This is a genomic window from Breoghania sp. L-A4 (assembly GCF_003432385.1).
Taxonomy (GTDB): domain Bacteria; phylum Pseudomonadota; class Alphaproteobacteria; order Rhizobiales; family Stappiaceae; genus Breoghania.
In genome coordinates this window covers 3,725,074-3,743,962 of sequence record NZ_CP031841.1, presented here as the reverse complement: position 1 = coordinate 3,743,962, position 18,889 = coordinate 3,725,074, and the positions used below count along the sequence as shown (strand labels likewise).

The window sequence follows — 18,889 nt, the reverse complement described above, 5'->3', positions numbered from 1 at the left end:
GCCGGTTCGCGTCCCGAATCGCGCGGACGGCTTGAGGCGGCGAGTGTTTGTGGCTATCGGGCGGATCGGGACGGTCGGCCGGAACAACGGAACGGGTTGACGCATGCTCAGGCGACTACAAGCTTTCCTGACCTGGATCCTGGAGTGGACGACCATCATCCTGATGATCTTGCTGACTGTCGTGGTGATCGTCGCCGTCGGCTACCGGCTCGCCGAGGACTCGCTGTCCTGGTACGACGAGATCGCTGCCATCCTGCTGGCCTGGATCACCTATTACGGCGCGGCGCTGGCGGCGCTCAAGCGGCGGCATATCGGTTTCGACAGCGTGCTTCTGGCCATCCCCAATCCGATGAGAATGGTTGCGGTGCTCGTGGCGGAGGCCATCGTGCTCACCTTCTTCGCGCTGCTGGCCTGGACCGGGCTCGAGGTGCTGGAGGTGCTCGAGGGCGACACGCTGGTGTCGCTGACCTGGATGCCGGTGCGGCTCACCCAGTCGGTGATCCCGATCGGCGCCATCCTGTTCATCATCGCGGAGATCCTGAGCTTCCCGGACTATTGGCGCGTGACCGCCTCGGGAATGTCGCTCGAGCATCCTGAAATTCACGGCGAGGGCTAGTTCATGCTGATCCTGTTGATGTTCGTCGCTCTCGTCGCGATGATCTGTTTGAACGTGCCGATCGCCATCGCGCTCGGAATGTCCGCCCTGCTCGGCATCGTGATTACGGAAGGCACGGGCAGCATCGTCACCATGGCGCTGGACATGTACGACGGCTCGACGAAATTCTCGTTGATCGCCATCCCCATGTTCGTGCTCGCCGGCGCCATCATGAACGCCGCCGGCATCTCTCAGCGGCTGATCAATTTCGTCGCCGCCCTCATCGGCTTTGTGCGCGGCGGCCTGTCGATGGTGACCATCGGCGTGTCGCTGTTCTTCGCCGAAATCTCCGGCAGTGCCGTCGCCGATGTCGCGGCGATCGGCTCGATCCTTATTCCCGCGATGAAGAAACGCGGATACGGCGCGCCATTCTCCGCCGCCGTCACCTCGTCGTCCGCTTCGCTGGCCATCATCATTCCGCCGTCGATCCCGATGATCCTCTACGCGGTCTCCGCCAACACATCCGTTGAGCAGCTCTTTGTCGCCGGCGTGGTGCCGGGGCTGCTTGGTGCGGCCGGGCTGATGGGCGTCGCCTACGCGTTCGCGCGCAAGTACGACTTCCCCGTCGAGGAGGCGTTCAGCCTGCCGACGCTCAGGGCGGCGTTTATCGACGCGCTGCCGACCTTCGCGCTGCCGGTGATCATTCTTGGCGGCATTTTCGGCGGCTTCGTCACCGCCACGGAAGCAGCCGGTCTCGCGGTGCTCGCCTCCATCGTCATCGGTCTCTACTACAATGAGGTCGACTTCCGCCGGCTGAAGAGCGCCATGCTCGACGGCGGCATGCAGACCGCCGTCGTGATGGTGCTGGTGGCGGCCTCGGTGCTGATGGGCGGGTTTCTCACTCGTGCCCAGATCCCCCAGGAAATCGCCGCGGAAATCCTGGCGTTCACAACCAACAAGTACGCCATATTGCTGATCCTGAACGTCTTCTTCCTGGTGATCGGTTTCTTCCTGCATTCGGCCGCCGCCATCATCCTGGTGGTGCCCATCGTCATCCCGCTGATCCAGCAGGTCGGCATCGATCCGGTCCACTTCGGCCTTGTCGTGACCCTCAACCTCGCCATCGGCCAGCAGACGCCTCCGGTGGCCAGCGTCCTGATCACCGCGTGCTCGATCGCGCGGGCCAACATCTGGGAAGTCTCGAAGGTCAATATCTATTTTGTCGCCGTGCTTTTGACTGTGCTGCTCATGTGCACCTACATTCCGTCGATCCCGATGTTCCTCGTCGACTATTTTTACAGGTGATGCATGAGCGAGACTGAACTGGACACGGCCGCGGACGAACTCCTCTATGAGGTCCGCGACGGCATCGGCCATGTCACCCTGAACCGGCCGCAGGCGCGCAACGCGCTAACCTTCGCCATGTACGAGGGGCTGGCCGAAATCTGCCGCACCACGCCGACGGACGGCTCGGTGAAGGCCATCATCATCACCGGCGCCGGCGACAAGGCGTTTGCCGCCGGCACCGACATCGCCCAGTTTCGCGCCTTCAAGACACCGCAGGACGCGCTGGACTACGAGCAGCGCATCGACAAGGTGATGGGCGACATTGAACGCTGCCCCGTGCCGACGATCGCGGCCATGCACGGCGCCTGCACCGGGGGTGGGGCGGGGATCGCGGCGGCCTGCGATCTGCGCCTGTGCTCCGGTGACCTGAAATTCGGCTTTCCCATCGCCCGCACGCTTGGCAACTGCCTGTCGACCTCCAACCTGATGCGCCTGGTCTCGCTGGTCGGCGCCGGCCGCACCCGTGAGCTGCTGTTCACCGCGCGGCTGGTCGGCGCGCAGGAGGCCTCCGCGCTGGGTCTGGTGGCCGAAGTGCTCGACAGCCAGGAGGCGCTGCTGGCGCGGGCGCGGGAACTCGCCGAGCAGATGGCCACCTTCGCGCCGCTCACCCTGCGCGCCACCAAGGAGGCGCTGCGCCGTCTCAAGGAAGCCCAGCAGTTGTTGCTCAAGGACCACGATCTCATCGAGATGTGCTATATGAGCGAGGATTTCCGCGAGGGCATGGAAGCCTTTTTGGCCAAGCGCAAGCCCGACTGGAAGGGCCGCTGAAGGCATGGTGGCTGAGGGGAACGGCGCGCCGGTCCCTCACTCCTCGATCGGCTGTCTGGGCATTGCCATCTCGCTGCCCCAGCCTTCCTCGCCGATCAGCGGCACGAACAGCACGCCGCCGAGATTTTCCTCGCTGTAGTCGTCCTCGCTTCTGCGCGTGACGCGCATGAGGTTCTGGAAGCGCGGCGCGCTGCCCACGGGAATGACGAGACGCCCGCCGATCTTGAGCTGGCGCTTCAGGCTTTCGGGCACCTTCGGGCCGCCTGCGGTGACCACGATGCCGTCGTAGGGCGCCTCGGCCTCCCAGCCCGGGTGCCGTCACCGCAGATTACGGTAACGTTGGAACAGCCCGCGCGCTGGAGATCGCGGCGGGCGCGGTTTGCCAGAGCCTCGATGCGCTCGATGGTGATCACGTCACGGGCGATTTCCGCAAGAACCGCGGCGGCGTAGCCCGAGCCGGTGCCGATTTCCAGCACCTTTTCGCCGCCCCTGAGCGCCAGCGCCTGGGTCATCATCGCCACCATGTAGGGCTGCGAGATCGTCTGTCCCTCGCCGATGGGCAGGGGAGAATCGTCGTAGGCGTAGGCGCGCATCTCGGCGGGCACGAAGAGGTGGCGCGGCACCCTGCGCATGGCGGCGAGCGTGCGGTTGTCGTCGATGCCATGCGCCTCGAGCTGGTGGCTGACCATCCAGTCGCGCGATTCCCGGAACGCCTGATCGTCGGTTTTGGCCATGCGGACGACCCTAGATCACCGTCACGGACACCGCGTGCAGACCCATCTCGCCGTCCATCTCGGTGAAATGCACCTGGCTGCCGATCTCCATGTCGTTCCAGCCCTGGCCGTTAACGCTGTCGGCGCGGAAGAAGAAGCGGCGCCCGTCGGCCGCGTCGATGAAGCCATAGGCCTCGTCCACGAACTTGTCCGTGACCTTGCCGTGGGTCTTCGGGGGATGGTCCTTCACGTGAATGCCGCCGGTCTTGCGCACGTGGTCCTCGAGTTGTCGCTGCGCGGCATTGAAGGCGTCGCGGATGGCCACCAGCACGTCTTCATGGGCGTGGTTCTTGCCCGGTTCGCGGTTGACGACGACGTGTCCGCCAGGCACCTCGACGTCGATGCTGATTTTGTAGATCTCGCCCTTCTGGCCGCGCTGGTGCGGCGCCTCCACCGTTACCCGGCACGAGGTGATGCGGCCGTGGAATTCCTCGAGCTTGGCGATGCGCTCGTGGATGCGCTCCTCCACATGCGCGGACGGTTCCATGTTGCGATAGGTGATCTGCGGGTCCACCTGCACGGCGTTCCTCCCGTTCGACTGTCGGTGCGCCGTCCCTGCGGCGTCTGCGCATCATCGGGCATGATCGCCGCGGCCTCATTGATGAATGTCAACGGCGCTCGTCAGCCGGTGTTGATCAGCCCGCAGTCCAGCGCGATCGCCACCGCGTGCGCCTTGGACGCGGCGTCCAGCTTCACATAGGAATTCTTCAGGTAGAAGGAGACCGTGCGCTCCGTCAGCCCGAGGATCTTGGCCGTTTCCCATGCCGTCTTGCCCTTCGCCGCCCAATAGAGGCTTTCCACCTCGCGTTTCGACAGGGGGCTGTCGGTGCCGACCGGGCACCGGCTGTAGGCGTTGGCGATTTCACGGTGCATCGCCTTCGCGGTGCGGACGATCTCGTGCTTGTGCGTTGTGCAATACCGCCGCCACTCGCGCGCGCCCGTGTGGGCGTTGAGCGAAAACAGGATGGTGTTGCCGAAGATGCCCTTCATCGGCACCGTGAGGCCCTGTTGGCCGATGCCGAAGGCCGCCGCCTCGTCGAAAAAGGCCCGCACCGCCGGGTCCTTGCGCGGGATGTCGGCCCAGTTGAGCGGCGCCATCACCTGGGAGCCCAGCGACAGCACCGGATCCAGCCGCCGGTAGTCCATCGACACGTAATGCGAGATCCAGTCGGAGGAATAGGTGGTGACCAGCACGTCGTTGCCGCCGGAGTGCACCGGCAGCCTGGTTCCGAAATAGGTGGCGTGGGAAAAGCCGAACTCCGCGCAGAACGCCCGCAGGCAATCCGCCATCGTGTGATCGTCGGACGCGGCGCTCCAGGTTTCCGCGAACTGCGACATGGCCGGCATTGAGGTGGGGTCTCTCATCATCTGTCGTGTCTCGTCCGGTGGCTTGCCGCACGTCTCCACAAGGCGGCCGCGGCCGCCTTGTGGAGCGGGGTGTCAGACAAAAGCCGCCAGCGGGTGGGTGGCAGGCACCTTCTCGAACACCGAGTCCCGGATGCCGCTGACCTCGCGCAGCGCCTCGATCATCGCGTCGTCGGTGGCGAACAGCCCGGCATAGGTCATGACGCGGCCGAACACCTTCGGCGTGCCGACGAGTTCGGCCTTGCACCGGGCCTTGCGGAACACCCGCGCCATCGCCGCGTCATAGACGGAGACCACGTGCGTGAGCCCCACCAGCTTGCCGATCTCCGCCATGCCCAGCAGCAGTTCCACCGTGATCTCACTGACCTGGCCGGGCGAGCGCGATGCGCAGGCGTATTCCGGATCGACGGAGAAGCGCGAGCTTTCCCAGATCAAGGGGCTGCAGACCCTTTCACCGTCGGGCAGCAGCGCGTGGAACACGTCGCGCAGCATGTTGGGTCCGGTGGTGGGCAGCAGCCGCACCGAGCCGCGCACGTCGTCCGTTTCCGGGTCGATGGACACGACATACAACGGATTGCAGTCGTCGAAGCGGTCGATTTCCCAGCCGTCCTCCACCGTCACATCCCACTTCAGCCGGTCGTGGAACACGCTGGCGCGAATGGTGTGCATCCGATCGACTTCGAACGCGTGCTGGTATCGGTCAATTCCTTGGATGAGCCTGATCATTGTCGCCTCTCGTGTTAGGTGAGGAGGCGATGGTCATGCGAAGCGAGCGCGCTGAACACTCGGCTGAATGGCGGAATAGGGGCCGCCGTCCGGGTTTGTTATTCTGACAGATTGATCAATCGCGCGGACATTGCCCTGGCCACCGAATGGGTGGTGTTGAGCGTGTTGAGCTTGGCGCGGGCGAACTCCATGTATGTCTTCACGGTGCTCACGTTGATGTTGAGGATCGTCGCGATGTCGGCGTAGGTCTTGCCGGCGGCGGCCCACTTCAGGCATTCCAGCTCGCGCGGGCTCAGTTTCGGGCACTTCGGCCGCACGTCCTCGGTGCGCAGCACCATCTCGTGCACGAAGTTGGCGATGGTCTGGAAGTCGCGCATGTAAAAGGCCTTCAGGAATTTCCAGTCCCGGTCCGAGGCGTCGCTGGTGATCGAGAACATCGCCGCCTCGCCATGTGCGCCGCGGATGGGAAAGGTCATGCCCTGGCAGCCCACGCCGAACTCGTCCGCTTCGCCGAACATGCGGCGCACCATCGGCTGGCTGCGGTCGAACGTCGACCAGTCGGTCGGCAGCATCTGCAGCAGACCGGCGCGCAGCACCGGGTCGATCTCCACGAACCCCATCTCCTGGTAGTGCCGGATCCAAGGCTCGGAATAGGTGGTCGCGATATAGGGTTCGCGCGTGGTCAGCTCCGGCACGCGCGAGGCGAAGTACACCGCATGACGCAGGCCGTAGAGATCGGCGATCCGGCGCAGCAACACCCGGCCCTCGGCAATGGTTTCAATGGTTTCGAATTCATCGATGAGTATGGAAAATGCACTTTCGAGCTTCATCACATCACCCCCATCTCGGCCCTTGCGGGGAATAGTATCATGCGCATTGTTATTTATGATGAATAACGTTGCGTCGCTTTCCGCCTTTTCTGATTGTGATCCGCACAACCCGCCCGGAGAATCTTTGGCGTTGGACCGGCGGCCGTCCCTGTCGCGCCTGAAACGTCCCGGCCAGCATGAGGCGTCATGACGCCGGCGGACGGTGGCGCGCCACGCTGCGGGCCACGGCACTGGCGCGCTTTGGGTCGTGATGCTTGTAACGCAGGGATTGCAGGTTGCTTACATTAAGTAACTTTCCCTATATCTTTGATGCAATTCTTGTAAATCTCCGAAAGAATTCAATAATGCTAATATACTCCAAAAGTTGATTGAATTGATCAACGTCAATGTGTCGCGCGCCTCTGAAGCTCATGGTCCGCAGGAATTGGACCGGAATCTGAGTCGGAGTGAGACGTGGCGTTTCTCAAGGCCTTTCGTTGCTGCCTGAGCGCGGCGTGTGTCGCGTTCGCCCTCTGCCTGTCCGGCGCGGCCGGCGCCGCGGACCTTCCGGCGTTCCTCGACGCGGTTCCCGTGGCCGAAATGGTCCCCGGTGCCGATGCCTACGGGGCGATGCGGAGCGACGTCCCGGTGGTTCCGGCGCTGAAGGATGGCGAGACCGTCGGCTGGGTGTTCCTGACGTCCGACTTCGTCTCGACCACGGGGTATTCCGGCAAGCCGATCCACACGCTGGTCGGCATCGATTCCGAGGCGGTGCTGACGGGCGTGCGCCTCGTCAAACATTCCGAACCGATCGTGCTGATCGGCATTCCGGAGAAGAAAATCCGCGCGGTCATCGCCGAATATGTCGGGCTGGACCTGAAGGCGGAAGCGGCCGCCGGCGGCTCGGCGCACGATCTCGACATCATCTCGGGCGCAACCGTCACCATCATGATCATCGACGACTCGATCGTGCGCGGCGGCCTCAAGGTCGCCCGGATGCTCGGTCTGGGCGGCCTTGCGGAACCGCTCGCGGCGACCGGACCAAAGCGGGTCATCGATGAGCAGCTGCGCGAGACGCGCGACTGGATGGCCCTGACGGGAGACGGTTCGGTCCGCCGGCTGTCGCTCGATGTCGGTCAGATCAACGAGGCCTTCGCGGCCCAGGGGGACGCGACGGCGATCGCGCGACCGGAGCACGGGCCCGACACGGACAATTACGTCGATATGTATCTGGCGCTCGCCGATGTGCCCGCCATCGGCCTTTCGCTGCTGGGGGAGGCGGAGTACGCCAACCTGCGCGCGCGCCTCAAGGAGGGAGAACACGCGATCCTGGTGATGGGCCGCGGCCGCTATTCCTTCAAGGGATCGGGTTACGTGCGCGGCGGCATCTTCGACCGTATCCAGCTTATCCAGGGAGACATATCGGTCCGGTTCCGCGACCGGCAGCACCAGCGTGTGCGCGAGATCGCGACCGATGGCGCGCCGGCGTTCACCGAAGCCGATCTCTTCATCATCCCGGCTGGGTCCGGCTTTGACCCGGCCAGTGAATTCCGCCTTCAGCTGCTCGTGCAGCGCGCCATCGGCGCCATCGACAAGGTCTTCCTGACGTTCGATCTCGGCTACCGGCTGCCGGCGCGCTACCTGAAGAGCGAGCCGGTCGCCTCAACAGCAGCCGCGCCGGGCGTGCCTGCCGCGTCCGCGGCCGGCGACGAACGCGCGGCGACGCAGAAACTGTGGCTGCGTATCTGGGAGGCGCGCAAGATCGACATTCTCATTCTGGCCGGTGCCGTGGCGCTGCTCAGCGCGGTGTTCTTCTTCCAGATGCAGGTGACGCGGCATGAGCGCTTCACCTTCTGGTTCCGCATCGTCTTTCTCGTGTTCACGCTCGTCTGGCTCGGCTGGATCCAGAACGCGCAGCTTTCCGTCGTCAATGTGCTGGCCTTCTTCTCGTCGCTGACCAGCGAGTTCAGCTGGAACGCCTTCCTGCTTGATCCACTGGTGTTCCTGCTGTGGTTCTCGGTCGCCGCCGCGCTGCTGTTTTGGGGGCGCGGCGCCTATTGCGGCTGGCTGTGCCCGTTCGGCGCCTTGCAGGAACTGACCAACCGGCTGGCCAAGCTCGCCCGCATCCCTCAAATCGAGGTGCCCTGGGGGCTGCACGAACGGCTGTGGCCGCTCAAATACATGATCTTTCTCGCCTTGTTCGGCCTGTCGCTCTATTCGCTCGACGTCGCCGAGCATTATGCCGAGGTCGAGCCGTTCAAGACCGCGATCATCCTGAAATTCCAGCGCGCCTGGCCGTATGTCACCTTCGTCGTGGTGCTGTTGGGTGCCGGTCTCTTCATCGAGCGCTTCTATTGCCGCTATCTGTGCCCGCTGGGCGCGGCGCTGGCCATTCCGGCACGGCTGCGCATGTTCGACTGGCTCAAGCGCTATCGCGAGTGCGGCAACCCCTGCCAGCGCTGCGCCAAGGAATGCATGGTCCAGGCCATCCATCCCGAAGGCAACATCAATCCCAACGAGTGTCTGAACTGCCTGCATTGCCAGGTGCTCTATCAGCACGATCAGAAATGTCCCGTCTGCATCAAGAAGCTCGCCAGGCGCCAGCGGTTTGAGGCGCAGACCGGGATTTCCGGGCCGGACGGCAACACCGCGCGGGATGTTCTCGCACCGGCCGAATAACGTAAGGAACGACAAGGAGTTTGCCATGAAAGACCAGAACGAACACACGGGCAATGACCATAACGAACATTCGGGCCTGTCGCGACGCGACCTGCTCGGCGGCACAGCCAAGACCGCGATCGTCGCCGGCATGGGAGCCGTGGCGCTGTCGGGCGCTCAAAGCGTCCAGGCGGCGGAGCACGGACAGGCGTTCGAACTCGCGCCGGGCGAACTGGATGAATATTACGGCTTCTGGTCGTCCGGCCAGACGGGCGAGGTGCGTATTCTCGGAATGCCGTCGATGCGCGAACTGATGCGCATTCCGGTGTTCAACCGTTGCTCGGCGACGGGATGGGGCCAGACCAACGAATCGAAGAAGATCCTGACCGAGGGCCTGCTGCCCGAAACCAAGGCCTATCTCGCCGCCCAGGGCAAGGAGACCTACGACAACGGCGATCTCCATCACCCGCACATGTCGTTCACCGACGGCACCTACGATGGGCGCTACCTGTTCGCCAACGACAAGGCGAACACCCGCGTTGCGCGCATCGACTGCAAGACGATGAAATGCGACAAGATCATCGAGATCCCGAACGCGCACGACATTCACGGCCTGCGGCCGCAGAAGTTTCCGCGCACCGGCTATGTCTTCGCCAATGGCGAGCATGAGGCGCCGCTGGTCAACGACGGCAAGATCCTCGACGATCCGTCCCAGTACGCCTGCGTCTTCACAGCCATCGATGGCGACGAGATGAAGGTTGCCTGGCAGGTCATCGTTTCCGGCAACCTCGACAACTGCGATGCCGACTACCAGGGCAAATACGCCTTCTCGACCAGCTACAACTCGGAAATGGGCATGAATCTGGCCGAGATGACGGAGAGCGAGCTCGATCACGTCGTCATCTTCAACATCAAGCGCATCGAGGAGGGCGTCGCCGCCGGAGACGTTCAGATGCTGAACGGTGTGCCGGTGATCGACGGACGCAAGGGGTCGAAGTACACGCGCTACGTGCCGATCCCCAACAGCCCGCATGGCTGCAACACGGCGCCGGACCAAAAACACGTGGTCATCAACGGCAAGCTGTCGCCGACCTGTTCGGTGATCGACGTGACCAAAGTCGACGCGCTTTTCGACAGTGACGCCGATCCGCGGTCGTGCATCGTGGCCGAGCCGGAACTGGGCCTTGGTCCGCTCCACACCGCCTTTGACGGCAAGGGCGACGCCTACACCACGCTGTTCCTCGACAGTCAGATCGTCAAATGGAACATCGACAAGGCGATCCGCGCCTACGCGGGCGAGGATGTCGATCCGATTATCTCCAAGGTCGATGTTCACTACCAGCCGGGCCACAACCACACGACCATGGGCGAAACAAAGGACGCCGATGGCAAATGGCTGGTCTCGCTCAACAAATTCTCCAAGGACCGCTTCCTGAACGTCGGTCCTCTGAAGCCGGAGAATGAGCAGCTGATCGACATCTCCACGGACGAGATGAAGGTCGTGCATGACGGCCCGACGTTTGCCGAGCCGCATGACGTGATTCTGGTCAAGGCCTCGATCGTCAACCCGGTGAACGTCTGGAACCGCGACAACCCGATGTTCGCCGACGCGGTGGCTCAGGCCAAGGCCGATGGCGTCGAACTGGAGGATGCCGCCGACGTCATTCGCGACGGCAACAAGGTGCGGGTCTACATGTATTCGACCGCACCGACTTTCAGCCTCGAGAAGTTCACCGTCAAGCAGGGCGACGAGGTCACCGTCTACGTCACCAATATCGATGACATCGACGATCTGACACACGGCTTCTGCATGTCGAACTTCGGGGTGGCGATGGAAGTCGCGCCGCAGGCCACCGCGTCCGTCACCTTCATCGCGGAACGCCCCGGCGTACACTGGTTCTACTGCCAGTGGTTCTGCCATGCGCTGCACATGGAAATGCGCGGCCGCATGTTCGTCGAGCCGCGCGCGGCATGACGATGAGGCGCGCCGTCCCCATCATCGGCCTCACGGTCTGTCTCCTCGCCGGCGCTCTCGCGCCGGCGGGTGCGGCGGAGCGCGCGGTCGCGGCTGGGCCCGGCGCGCTTGTCATGGCCATCGGAACCGCGCGGGCCGGGGATGTTCTCCGGCTCGCGCCAGGCACGCACGAAGGGCCGGTTGTCATTGACCGGCCCCTGACGCTGCTCGGCGAAGGCCTGGCCACCATCGCCGGGTCGGGCACCGGCAGCGTGATCACGGTCGACGCGCCCGACGTCACGATCGCCGGGCTGACGCTGACCGGCTCGGGCCTGTCGCAGCAGACGCTTGATGCCGCCGTGAAACTGACCGACAAGGCCGACCGCGCCGTCGTGCGCGACAACCGCATGCTCGACAATCTCGTCGGCGTCGATGTGCACGGTCCGGCCGATACGCGCGTCTCCAACAACCTGATCGAGGGCCGGCGCGACCTCAGGCCGAACGAGCGCGGCAACGGCATCTATGTCTGGAACGCGCCGCGGCTCCTCGCCGAGTACAACACCATCCGCTTCGGCCGCGACGGTATTTTCGTCAACACCAGCAAGGCCGACGTCCTGCGCGCCAACCGCTTCGAGGATCTGCGCTTCGCCATCCATTACATGCACGGCAACGATGGCGAGATCGTCGGCAACGTCTCGACCGGCAACACCATCGGCTACGCCCTCATGTTCTCCTCAGGCCTGCTGATCAAGGACAATGTCTCGATCGGCGACCGCGATCACGGCCTGATGCTGAACTACGCCAACGACGCGGTGATCTCCGGCAACCTGGTGCGGGGCGGCGGCGAGAAGTGCCTGTTCATGTACAACGCCAACAAGAACCAGGTCACCGGCAACCGGTTCGAGCGCTGTCCGATCGGCATCCATTTCACCGCCGGCTCGGCGCGCAACACCTTTGCCGGCAATGCCTTTGTCGGCAACCAGACCCAGGTGAAATACGTCGGAACGCGCAATCTCGATTGGAGCGCCGGTGGCCGCGGCAACTACTGGAGCGACCATGCCGCCTTCGACGTCAACGGCGACGGCATCGCCGACACGGTCTTTCGCCCCAACGACATCGTCGATCAGATCCTGTGGACCCAGCCGGCGGCCAAGCTCTTGACCGGCAGCCCGGCCGTGCAGCTGCTGCGCTGGACGCAATCGCAGTTCCTCGCGCTGCTGCCCGGCGGTATCGTCGATTCAGCGCCGCTGATGCATGCGCCGGTCCTTTCCACGCCTCACGCCGGAGTTCAGGGATGAGCATCCTGTCGCTCGACACCGTCAGTCTCGCCTTCGACCGGCGTCCGGTCATCCGGGGTGTGAGCTTTGATCTCGCCGCGGGCGAGCGCGTCGCGCTGCTCGGCCACAATGGCGCCGGCAAGACCACGTTGTTCAAGATGATCCTCGGCTTCCTGCGCCCCGACAGCGGCTCGATCGCGGTTCTGGATGCGGCTCCGGGCAGCGCCGCCGCGCGCGGCGCTTCGGCCTATCTGCCGGAGGCCGTGGCCTTCCAGAAGACGCTGAGCGGCGAGGAAGTGTTGCGCTTTTACGCCCGGCTCAAGGGTGAGGATCCGGCCAAGGCGGTGGCGCTGCTCGAGCGCGTCGGTCTCGCCGAGGCCGGCAAGCGCCGTGTCGGCACCTATTCCAAGGGTATGCGCCAACGGCTCGGCCTCGCCCAGGCGCTGATCGGCCGTCCGAGGCTGGTGCTGCTCGACGAGCCGACCAGCGGGCTCGATCCGATTTCGCGGCAGAATTTCTACGAACTGGTCGAGGAAGTCGCGGGCCTCGGCGCCACCGTGCTGTTGTCGTCGCACGCCTTGACGGAGGTCGAGGCGCGCACCGACCGGATTCTGATCTTGTCCAGGGGCAGGCTCGTCGCCGACGACACCCTGTCGAAGCTGCGCGGCGCGGCCGGGCTGCCGATCCGCCTGCGGGTTCAGGCCAGCGATCCCGCGGCCGTCGCCGCGAAGCTCGGCGGTGCACGCGTCAACGGCCAGGGCGTCGAGCTCGTGTGCGCGCCCGACGACAAGCTTGCGCGGCTCGCCGCGATCACCGCTCTGGGGCCGCTGGTCACCGATATCGACGTTGCCCTGCCCAGTCTCGATGATGTCTACCGCCATTTTTCCGGCGAAGCCGCGAAGGAGCATTGAGCCATGCTGACACGCATCCTGACCGTGGCCGTCCAGGAAATCCGCATCGGCCTGCGCAACCGCTGGATCCTGCTGGCGACCCTGATCCTGGCGGCTTTCTCGCTGGCGCTGGCGCTGCTCGGATCCGCGCCGGCGGGCGCGCTCGGCATCGATCGCATGACGATCACGGTCGCCTCGCTTGCCAGCCTGTCGGTCTATCTGGTGCCGCTGATCGCCCTGCTGCTGGGCTTTGACGCCATCGCCGGCGAGATCGACCGCGGCACGCTGCTGCTGATCTTCTCCTGCCCGATCTCGCGGGCCGAATTCCTGCTCGGCAAGGCGCTCGGCCATCTGTGCGTGCTCGTGCTGGCGCTGGTCATCGGCTACGGCATCACCGCGGCCTTGCTGTTCGCGACCGGCGGGGGCTCGCTCGCGGGCCTGATCGATTTCGCCCGGCTGATCGGCACCTCGGCGCTGCTTGGTCTGGCGTTCCTCGCCATCGGGTACGTGTTGAGCGCCCTGGCGGGCCAGGGCAGCACGGCGGCCGCACTCTCCGTTGGCGCCTGGCTGGTGCTTGTCGTCCTCTATGACCTGGCGCTTTTGGGCGCGCTCGTCGCCGCCCCTGGCGGCCTGTTCGCCACCCGGGTCTTTCCGCTCGCCATCCTGCTCAATCCCGCCGACGCCTTCCGTCTGTTCAACCTTTCGGCGCTTGGCGCCAACACGCTCGTCGGCGGCATGGCCGGCGTCGCCGACAGCCTGCCGTTCCCGCCTGTCGCGGCGCTGGCGTCGATGGCCGGTTTCACGCTGTTGGCCTTGTTGCTTGCCGTAGCCCTGGTCCGGAGGATCACGCCATGATCCGGCTTCCTATCGTTTTCGCCCCGCTTGTCGCCATCGCAACGCTGCTTTCCGGCTGTCAGGAGGAGGGTCCGCTGGCCAAGCCCGCCGCCGTCGCGCTGACCGAGGACGCCGCCGGACACTATTGCCAGATGACGGTCCTTGAGCACGAAGGCCCCAAGGCGCAGATCCATCTCGCCGGCAATCCCCATCCGCTGTGGTTCACCCAGGTGCGCGACGCCGTTGCCTTCACCCGCCTGCCGGAGGAGCCCAAGGACTATGTCGCGATCTACGTGAGCGATATGGACAGGGCGGAAAGCTGGTCGGATCCTGGCATTGACAACTGGATCGACGCCACCGAGGCCTGGTTCGTCGTCGGCAGCGCCCGGGCCGGCGGCATGGGGGCGCCCGAGGCGATCCCCTTCGGCACGCGCGCGGGCGCCGAAGCGCTGGTCGCCAGCGAGGGCGGCGCCATCCTTCGGCTTGCGGAGATCCCGGACGATTATGTTCTGGCTCCGGTGATGCGTGATGACGCGGCGCGAACCTCCTCGATCTCCCCCGCGGTTCACCTGACGGAGGCCATGCAATGACCGGATCCTGGTCCACCCCGAGCCGCCGCCGTTTCCTGGCGATTTCCGCCGCGGCATTCGGCACGGCTCTTCTGCCCGCCGCCGGCCGCGCCGCCTTGCCGCTGCACCGCTGGCGCGGCGTCGCGCTGGGCGCGGACGCCGAAATCCGGATCTATCATGCCGACGCGGCCGTGGCCGGGGATCTGCTGGCGCGCGCGCGGGCGGAGATCCGCCGGCTTGAGGCGGTCTTCAGCCTGTATCAAGGCGACAGCGCGCTGAGCCGGCTCAACCGGGACGGACGGCTCGAGGCGCCGCCGCTCGATCTGGTCGACCTGCTGGGCTACGCCCGCACCCTGCATCAGCTCAGCGGCGGAGCCTTCGATCCGACGGTGCAGCCGCTATGGCGGCTCTATGCCGAGCATTACGCAGGCGGCGGGAGCGGGCCGGCCGCCGAGGCCATCGCCGCGACGCTCGGCTGCGTCGGATTCCATCATGTGCGGGTCGCACCGCACGAGATCCGTCTGACGCGCCCGGGCATGGCGCTGACATTGAATGGTATCGCCCAGGGGTTCGTGACGGACCGGATCAGCGATCTTTTGCACGCGGACGGACTGCGCGACATCCTGGTCGACCTCGGCGAGATCCGTGCGCATGGCTCGGATGCGGCCGGCGATGGCTGGCGCGTCGGGCTCGATCCCGACCACAGCGCGGGCGCGGCGGCAGAGCGCATCCGGTTGCGCGACGGGGCGCTTGCCAGTTCCGCCGGCCTTGGCACGACGTTCGATGCCGCCGGGCATGTCGGTCACATTCTCGATCCGCGCGACGGCCTTCCGGTCCGCTCGGGTCTGCGCGGCGTCAGTGTCATGGCGGATCGCGCCGTTGTGGCCGATGGCCTGTCGACCGCCGCCCTCGTTTGCGATCGCGCAATGCTTGGGCGCATGCTCGCGGCCTATCCCGGCGCGCGCGCCCGGCTCGTCACGGGGGAGGGGGCCGGCCTGTGGCTGGGCGGCTGACGCCAATGGGCATGCGAACGCAGGCATGACTCAGCCGCGGGTGCGCAGAACCTCGGCGCGTTCCTGCTCGAAGAAGTCGCGCAGTTGCTCCACGTCGCTCAGCGTTGCCATGTTCTGCTTGACCCGCACGCCGCGCTCCTTGAGCCGCGCGATGGCCCGCGAAAGGCTTTCGGGCTTCATGCCCAACTGGCCGGCGATCAGCGCCTTGTCATAGGGCAGCGCAATCGTGCAGGCGCCGGATTCCACGGGCGCCAGCGACAGCAGGAACTCGGCCAGCCGCTGCGCTCCCGTATGCGCCTTGAGCTGCTGGATCTGGCGCATCAGCGAATGCAGGTGCTGCGAGGTAGAGGCCAGCATGGTCAGTCCGATTTCGGGCCGGGCACGGATCCGGTCGAGCAGGTGGCGCGAGGGGATCATCAGCAGCCGGCAGTCGGTGACGCATTCGGCGCTGGCGGGAAACTTGCCCGCGGTGAACGCGGCGGCTTCGGCGAAGCTCTGGCCGCGTGTGAAGACCCCCACGACAGTCTCTTCGCCCGCCTTGGTTATTCGGTAGATCTTCACCCAGCCTTCGAGCACCACGAAAAACGCGTTGGCCGGATCTCCCTGCAGAAACAGCGTCTCGCCGCGCGACGGCGTCTTGACCGAACCCGCGGACAACAGCTCCGTCAGGGCGTCGTCGCCCAGCCCGCCGAAGATCGCGGTCTGCTTGATCAGCTCGATGTCGCCGGTGATATGGCCAATGATCACGTCAGAGAATTCCCGGTGTCAGGGCAGCAGGTGTTTCTTCTACACGCCGCCGCGCGATCAATCCAGATCCGTGCTTCACGCGCCTCCGCCGCCCACGCGCGGCGCGTGACCTCAGGGATCGGCGCGGCGACCAGCGCCGCGCCACCCATCAGGATCGCGCGTCGCGAGGGGGTGTCGGCGGGTATCTGGTGTTTTCGATTCTGATGGCGGGCCGTAGGGTCAGAGGTCGACCCGTCTGAGCCGCAGGGCGTTGGTGATGACGGAGACGGAAGACAGACTCATCGCAGCCGCCGCGATCATCGGCGACAGCAGCAGGCCGGTGACGGGGTAGAGCAGCCCCGCCGCGATGGGCACGCCAAGCGCATTGTAGGCGAAGGCGAAGAACAGATTCTGCTTGATGTTGCGCAGGGTGGCGCGGGCCAGTTTTCGCGCCCGGACGATGCCCATCAGGTCCCCGCCCAGCAGGGTAATCCCCGCACTTTCCATCGCCACATCCGCGCCCGTGCCCATGGCGATGCCGACATCGGCGGCGGCGAGCGCGGGCGCGTCGTTCACCCCGTCGCCCGCCATCGCGATCTTGCGGCCTTCCTTGCGCAACTGGTCGATCAGGTCCTTCTTGGCCTCGGGCAGGATACCGGCGCGCACCTCGTCGATGCCCAGCTTGCCCGCAACCGCCTGCGCCGTGCGCTCGTTGTCGCCTGTTGCCATGATGACGCGCAGCCCCTGGCCGTGCAGTTCCCTGATCGCCTGCGCGGTCGATTCCTTGATCGGGTCGGCCACCGCCACGATCCCTGAGAGCGCGTCATCGACGGCAATGAACATCGCCGTCTTGCCTTCGGCCCGCAGGCTGTCGGCCGCCGCTTCGGCCTCAGCCGTGTCCAGGCCCATTTCCCGCATCATCGCCGTGTTGCCGAGGGCCACCGCGCGTCCGCCGACCTTGCCGCGCACGCCCATGCCGGTGACTGCGTCGAAGTCGGTTGCGTCTTGACGCGGAGCACCCTGCGCTTCGGCTCCCTCGACGATCGCCTCGGCCAGCGGGTGCTCGGAGCCTCGCTCCAGAGCCGCGGCAAGCGACAGCAGCTCCGTCTCGGACAGCTCACCAAGCGCAACCGTATCCGTCAGCTTCGGCTTGCCCAAGGTGAGCGTCCCGGTCTTGTCGACGATCAGCGTATCGACAGCCGCCATGCGCTCGAGCGCCTCGGCATCCTTGATCAGCACGCCCGCCTGCGCCCCGCGCCCTGCCGCCGTCGTGATCGAGATTGGCGTGGCCAGCCCCAGCGCGCAGGGGCAGGCGATGATCAGCACGGAGACGGCCGAGGCGATGGCGAAGACCAGCGCCGGTTCAGGCCCTAAGATCATCCACATGAAGAAGGCCGCGACGGCGATGGCCACGACGGTCGGCACGAACACCGCCGAGACCCGGTCCGCCAGGCCCTGGATCGGCGCGCGCGACCGCCGCGCGTTCGACACCATCGCCACGATCTGCGCCAGCACGGTATCGGCGCCCACCTTGCTCGCCTCGATCACCAGGCTGCCGTTCTTGTTGATCGTGGCCCCGGTCACCGTGTCGCCCGGGCCCTTTTCCACCGGCATGGACTCGCCGGTCAGCATGCTCTCGTCCAGCGAGGACCGCCCGTCAATGACCACGCCATCGACCGGGACGGCGTCGCCGGGGCGCACGCGCAGCCGGTCGCCCTCCGTGATGTTCTCCAGTGGCGCGTCGTATTCGGTCCCGTCCGGCAGGATGCGTCGCGCGGTCTTGGGCGCAAGATCCAGCAGCGCGCGGATGGCGTCGCCGGTGCGTTCGCGCGCGCGCAGCTCGAGAACCTGGCCCACGAAGACCAGCGCGATGATCACCACCGCGGCCTCGAAGTAGGTTCCGACGCCGTGTCCCATCCGGTACTGTTGGGGAAAGACGCCCGGCAGGAATGTGGCGACCAGAGAATAGAGATAGGCCGCCCCCACGCCGAGGCTGATCAGCGTCCACATGTTGGGCGACCGGTTCAGGATCGAATCCCAGCCGCGCCTGAAGAACGGCAGCGCCGCCCAGAGCACGATCGGTGTCGCCAGCGCGAACTCCAGATAGCTCGCCGTCTGATGACCGATCCAGTCGCGCACCGGCAGGGCGACCAGTTCCCCCATCGTCAGGATCACGAGCGGCACCGCCGCCGCCGCCGAGATCCACATCCGGCGGGTGAAGTCCGTCAGTTCCTCACTGGGTTCGTCCGAGGGGACCATGGGCTCCAGCGCCATGCCGCAGATCGGGCAGGACCCCGGAGCGTCGCGGACGATCTCCGGGTGCATCGGACAGGTGTACTGGACGTTGGCCGGAGCAGCTTTCTTTTGCCCGGCGGCCCGGCCCGAGGCGTAGAACCATGGATCCGCCTTGAACTTCGTCTGGCATTTCTGCGAGCAGAAATGGAAGGTCTCGCCCTGGAACTCGGCGTGACGTCCGTCGGGCTTGACCGTGACCGTCATCCCGCAGACCGGGTCCTTCGCCGTCTCGGCCCCCGCGGGGATGTCGGACGCCGCGTGATGATGATCGTGGTCCATGTCCTGCCAAC

General features: G+C 65.6%; 16 protein-coding genes and 1 pseudogene. 10 read left to right on the top strand and 7 right to left on the bottom strand.

Going from position 1 to position 18,889, the window contains the following annotated elements:
* The first annotated feature begins 103 nt into the window (after positions 1-103).
* Genes D1F64_RS17080 through D1F64_RS17070 form a run of 3 tightly spaced genes read left to right on the top strand, consistent with a single transcriptional unit; the run spans position 104 to position 2,710 of the window.
* Positions 104-616: a TRAP transporter small permease subunit gene (locus D1F64_RS17080; RefSeq protein ID WP_117413396.1), complete on the top strand. Its 513-nt coding sequence runs from the start codon at positions 104-106 to the stop codon at positions 614-616.
* 3 nt (positions 617-619) lie between these two features.
* The gene (locus D1F64_RS17075) at positions 620-1,900 is read left to right on the top strand and encodes a TRAP transporter large permease (protein WP_117413395.1); all 1,281 of its coding nucleotides are present in this window, start codon (positions 620-622) and stop codon (positions 1,898-1,900) included.
* A 3-nt stretch (positions 1,901-1,903) separates the two neighbouring features.
* Positions 1,904-2,710, top strand: a complete 807-nt coding sequence (locus D1F64_RS17070; protein ID WP_117413394.1) for an enoyl-CoA hydratase/isomerase family protein — start codon at positions 1,904-1,906, stop codon at positions 2,708-2,710.
* A gap of 36 nt (positions 2,711-2,746) precedes the next feature.
* Here D1F64_RS17070 and D1F64_RS17065 read toward each other — a convergent pair.
* From D1F64_RS17065 to D1F64_RS17045, 5 genes and pseudogenes are all read right to left on the bottom strand, one after another.
* Positions 2,747-3,342: pseudogene (locus tag D1F64_RS17065) on the bottom strand (protein-L-isoaspartate(D-aspartate) O-methyltransferase).
* 112 nt (positions 3,343-3,454) lie between these two features.
* Entirely contained in the window at positions 3,455-4,003 is a 549-nt protein-coding gene (locus tag D1F64_RS17060) for an HPF/RaiA family ribosome-associated protein (RefSeq protein WP_117413393.1), read from the bottom strand.
* A gap of 101 nt (positions 4,004-4,104) precedes the next feature.
* Entirely contained in the window at positions 4,105-4,851 is a 747-nt protein-coding gene (locus D1F64_RS17055; RefSeq protein ID WP_117413392.1) for a LuxR family transcriptional regulator, read from the bottom strand.
* A 72-nt stretch (positions 4,852-4,923) separates the two neighbouring features.
* Positions 4,924-5,574 carry an acyl-homoserine-lactone synthase gene (locus D1F64_RS17050; protein WP_117413391.1) on the bottom strand — a complete coding sequence of 217 codons (651 nt, stop codon included), beginning with the start codon at positions 5,572-5,574 and terminating at the stop codon, positions 4,924-4,926.
* A gap of 98 nt (positions 5,575-5,672) precedes the next feature.
* Entirely contained in the window at positions 5,673-6,404 is a 732-nt protein-coding gene (locus D1F64_RS17045; RefSeq protein WP_117413390.1) for a LuxR family transcriptional regulator, read from the bottom strand.
* 453 nt (positions 6,405-6,857) lie between these two features.
* Between D1F64_RS17045 and D1F64_RS17040 the strand changes: the two genes are divergently transcribed.
* Genes D1F64_RS17040 through D1F64_RS17010 form a run of 7 tightly spaced genes read left to right on the top strand, consistent with a single transcriptional unit; the run spans position 6,858 to position 15,578 of the window.
* A complete protein-coding gene (locus tag D1F64_RS17040; protein ID WP_248304494.1) occupies positions 6,858-9,062 on the top strand; it encodes a NosR/NirI family protein in 2,205 nt (734 codons plus the stop codon).
* A 25-nt stretch (positions 9,063-9,087) separates the two neighbouring features.
* A complete protein-coding gene (gene nosZ, locus D1F64_RS17035) occupies positions 9,088-11,016 on the top strand; it encodes a TAT-dependent nitrous-oxide reductase (RefSeq protein ID WP_117414678.1) in 1,929 nt (642 codons plus the stop codon).
* Positions 11,013-12,293, top strand: a complete 1,281-nt coding sequence (locus tag D1F64_RS17030; RefSeq protein ID WP_346432258.1) for a nitrous oxide reductase family maturation protein NosD — start codon at positions 11,013-11,015, stop codon at positions 12,291-12,293. The genes nosZ and D1F64_RS17030 overlap by 4 nt, the downstream gene beginning before the upstream one ends.
* Positions 12,290-13,183 carry an ABC transporter ATP-binding protein gene (locus tag D1F64_RS17025; RefSeq protein WP_117413389.1) on the top strand — a complete coding sequence of 298 codons (894 nt, stop codon included), beginning with the start codon at positions 12,290-12,292 and terminating at the stop codon, positions 13,181-13,183. Before D1F64_RS17030 ends, D1F64_RS17025 begins: the two co-directional genes overlap by 4 nt.
* Before the next feature lie 3 nt (positions 13,184-13,186).
* Positions 13,187-14,017: an ABC transporter permease subunit gene (locus tag D1F64_RS17020; RefSeq protein WP_117413388.1), complete on the top strand. Its 831-nt coding sequence runs from the start codon at positions 13,187-13,189 to the stop codon at positions 14,015-14,017.
* Positions 14,014-14,586 (top strand): nitrous oxide reductase accessory protein NosL, encoded by a 573-nt coding sequence (locus tag D1F64_RS17015; RefSeq protein WP_117413387.1) that lies wholly within the window; start codon positions 14,014-14,016, stop codon positions 14,584-14,586. The genes D1F64_RS17020 and D1F64_RS17015 overlap by 4 nt, the downstream gene beginning before the upstream one ends.
* The gene (locus D1F64_RS17010; protein WP_117413386.1) at positions 14,583-15,578 is read left to right on the top strand and encodes an FAD:protein FMN transferase; all 996 of its coding nucleotides are present in this window, start codon (positions 14,583-14,585) and stop codon (positions 15,576-15,578) included. Before D1F64_RS17015 ends, D1F64_RS17010 begins: the two co-directional genes overlap by 4 nt.
* A 30-nt stretch (positions 15,579-15,608) precedes the next feature.
* On the opposite strand, the gene D1F64_RS17005 is transcribed toward D1F64_RS17010, so the two are convergent.
* Entirely contained in the window at positions 15,609-16,325 is a 717-nt protein-coding gene (locus D1F64_RS17005) for a Crp/Fnr family transcriptional regulator (RefSeq protein WP_205470512.1), read from the bottom strand.
* Between the two features lie 219 nt (positions 16,326-16,544).
* A complete protein-coding gene (locus tag D1F64_RS17000) occupies positions 16,545-18,878 on the bottom strand; it encodes a heavy metal translocating P-type ATPase (protein WP_117413385.1) in 2,334 nt (777 codons plus the stop codon).
* Positions 18,879-18,889 lie beyond the last annotated feature (11 nt).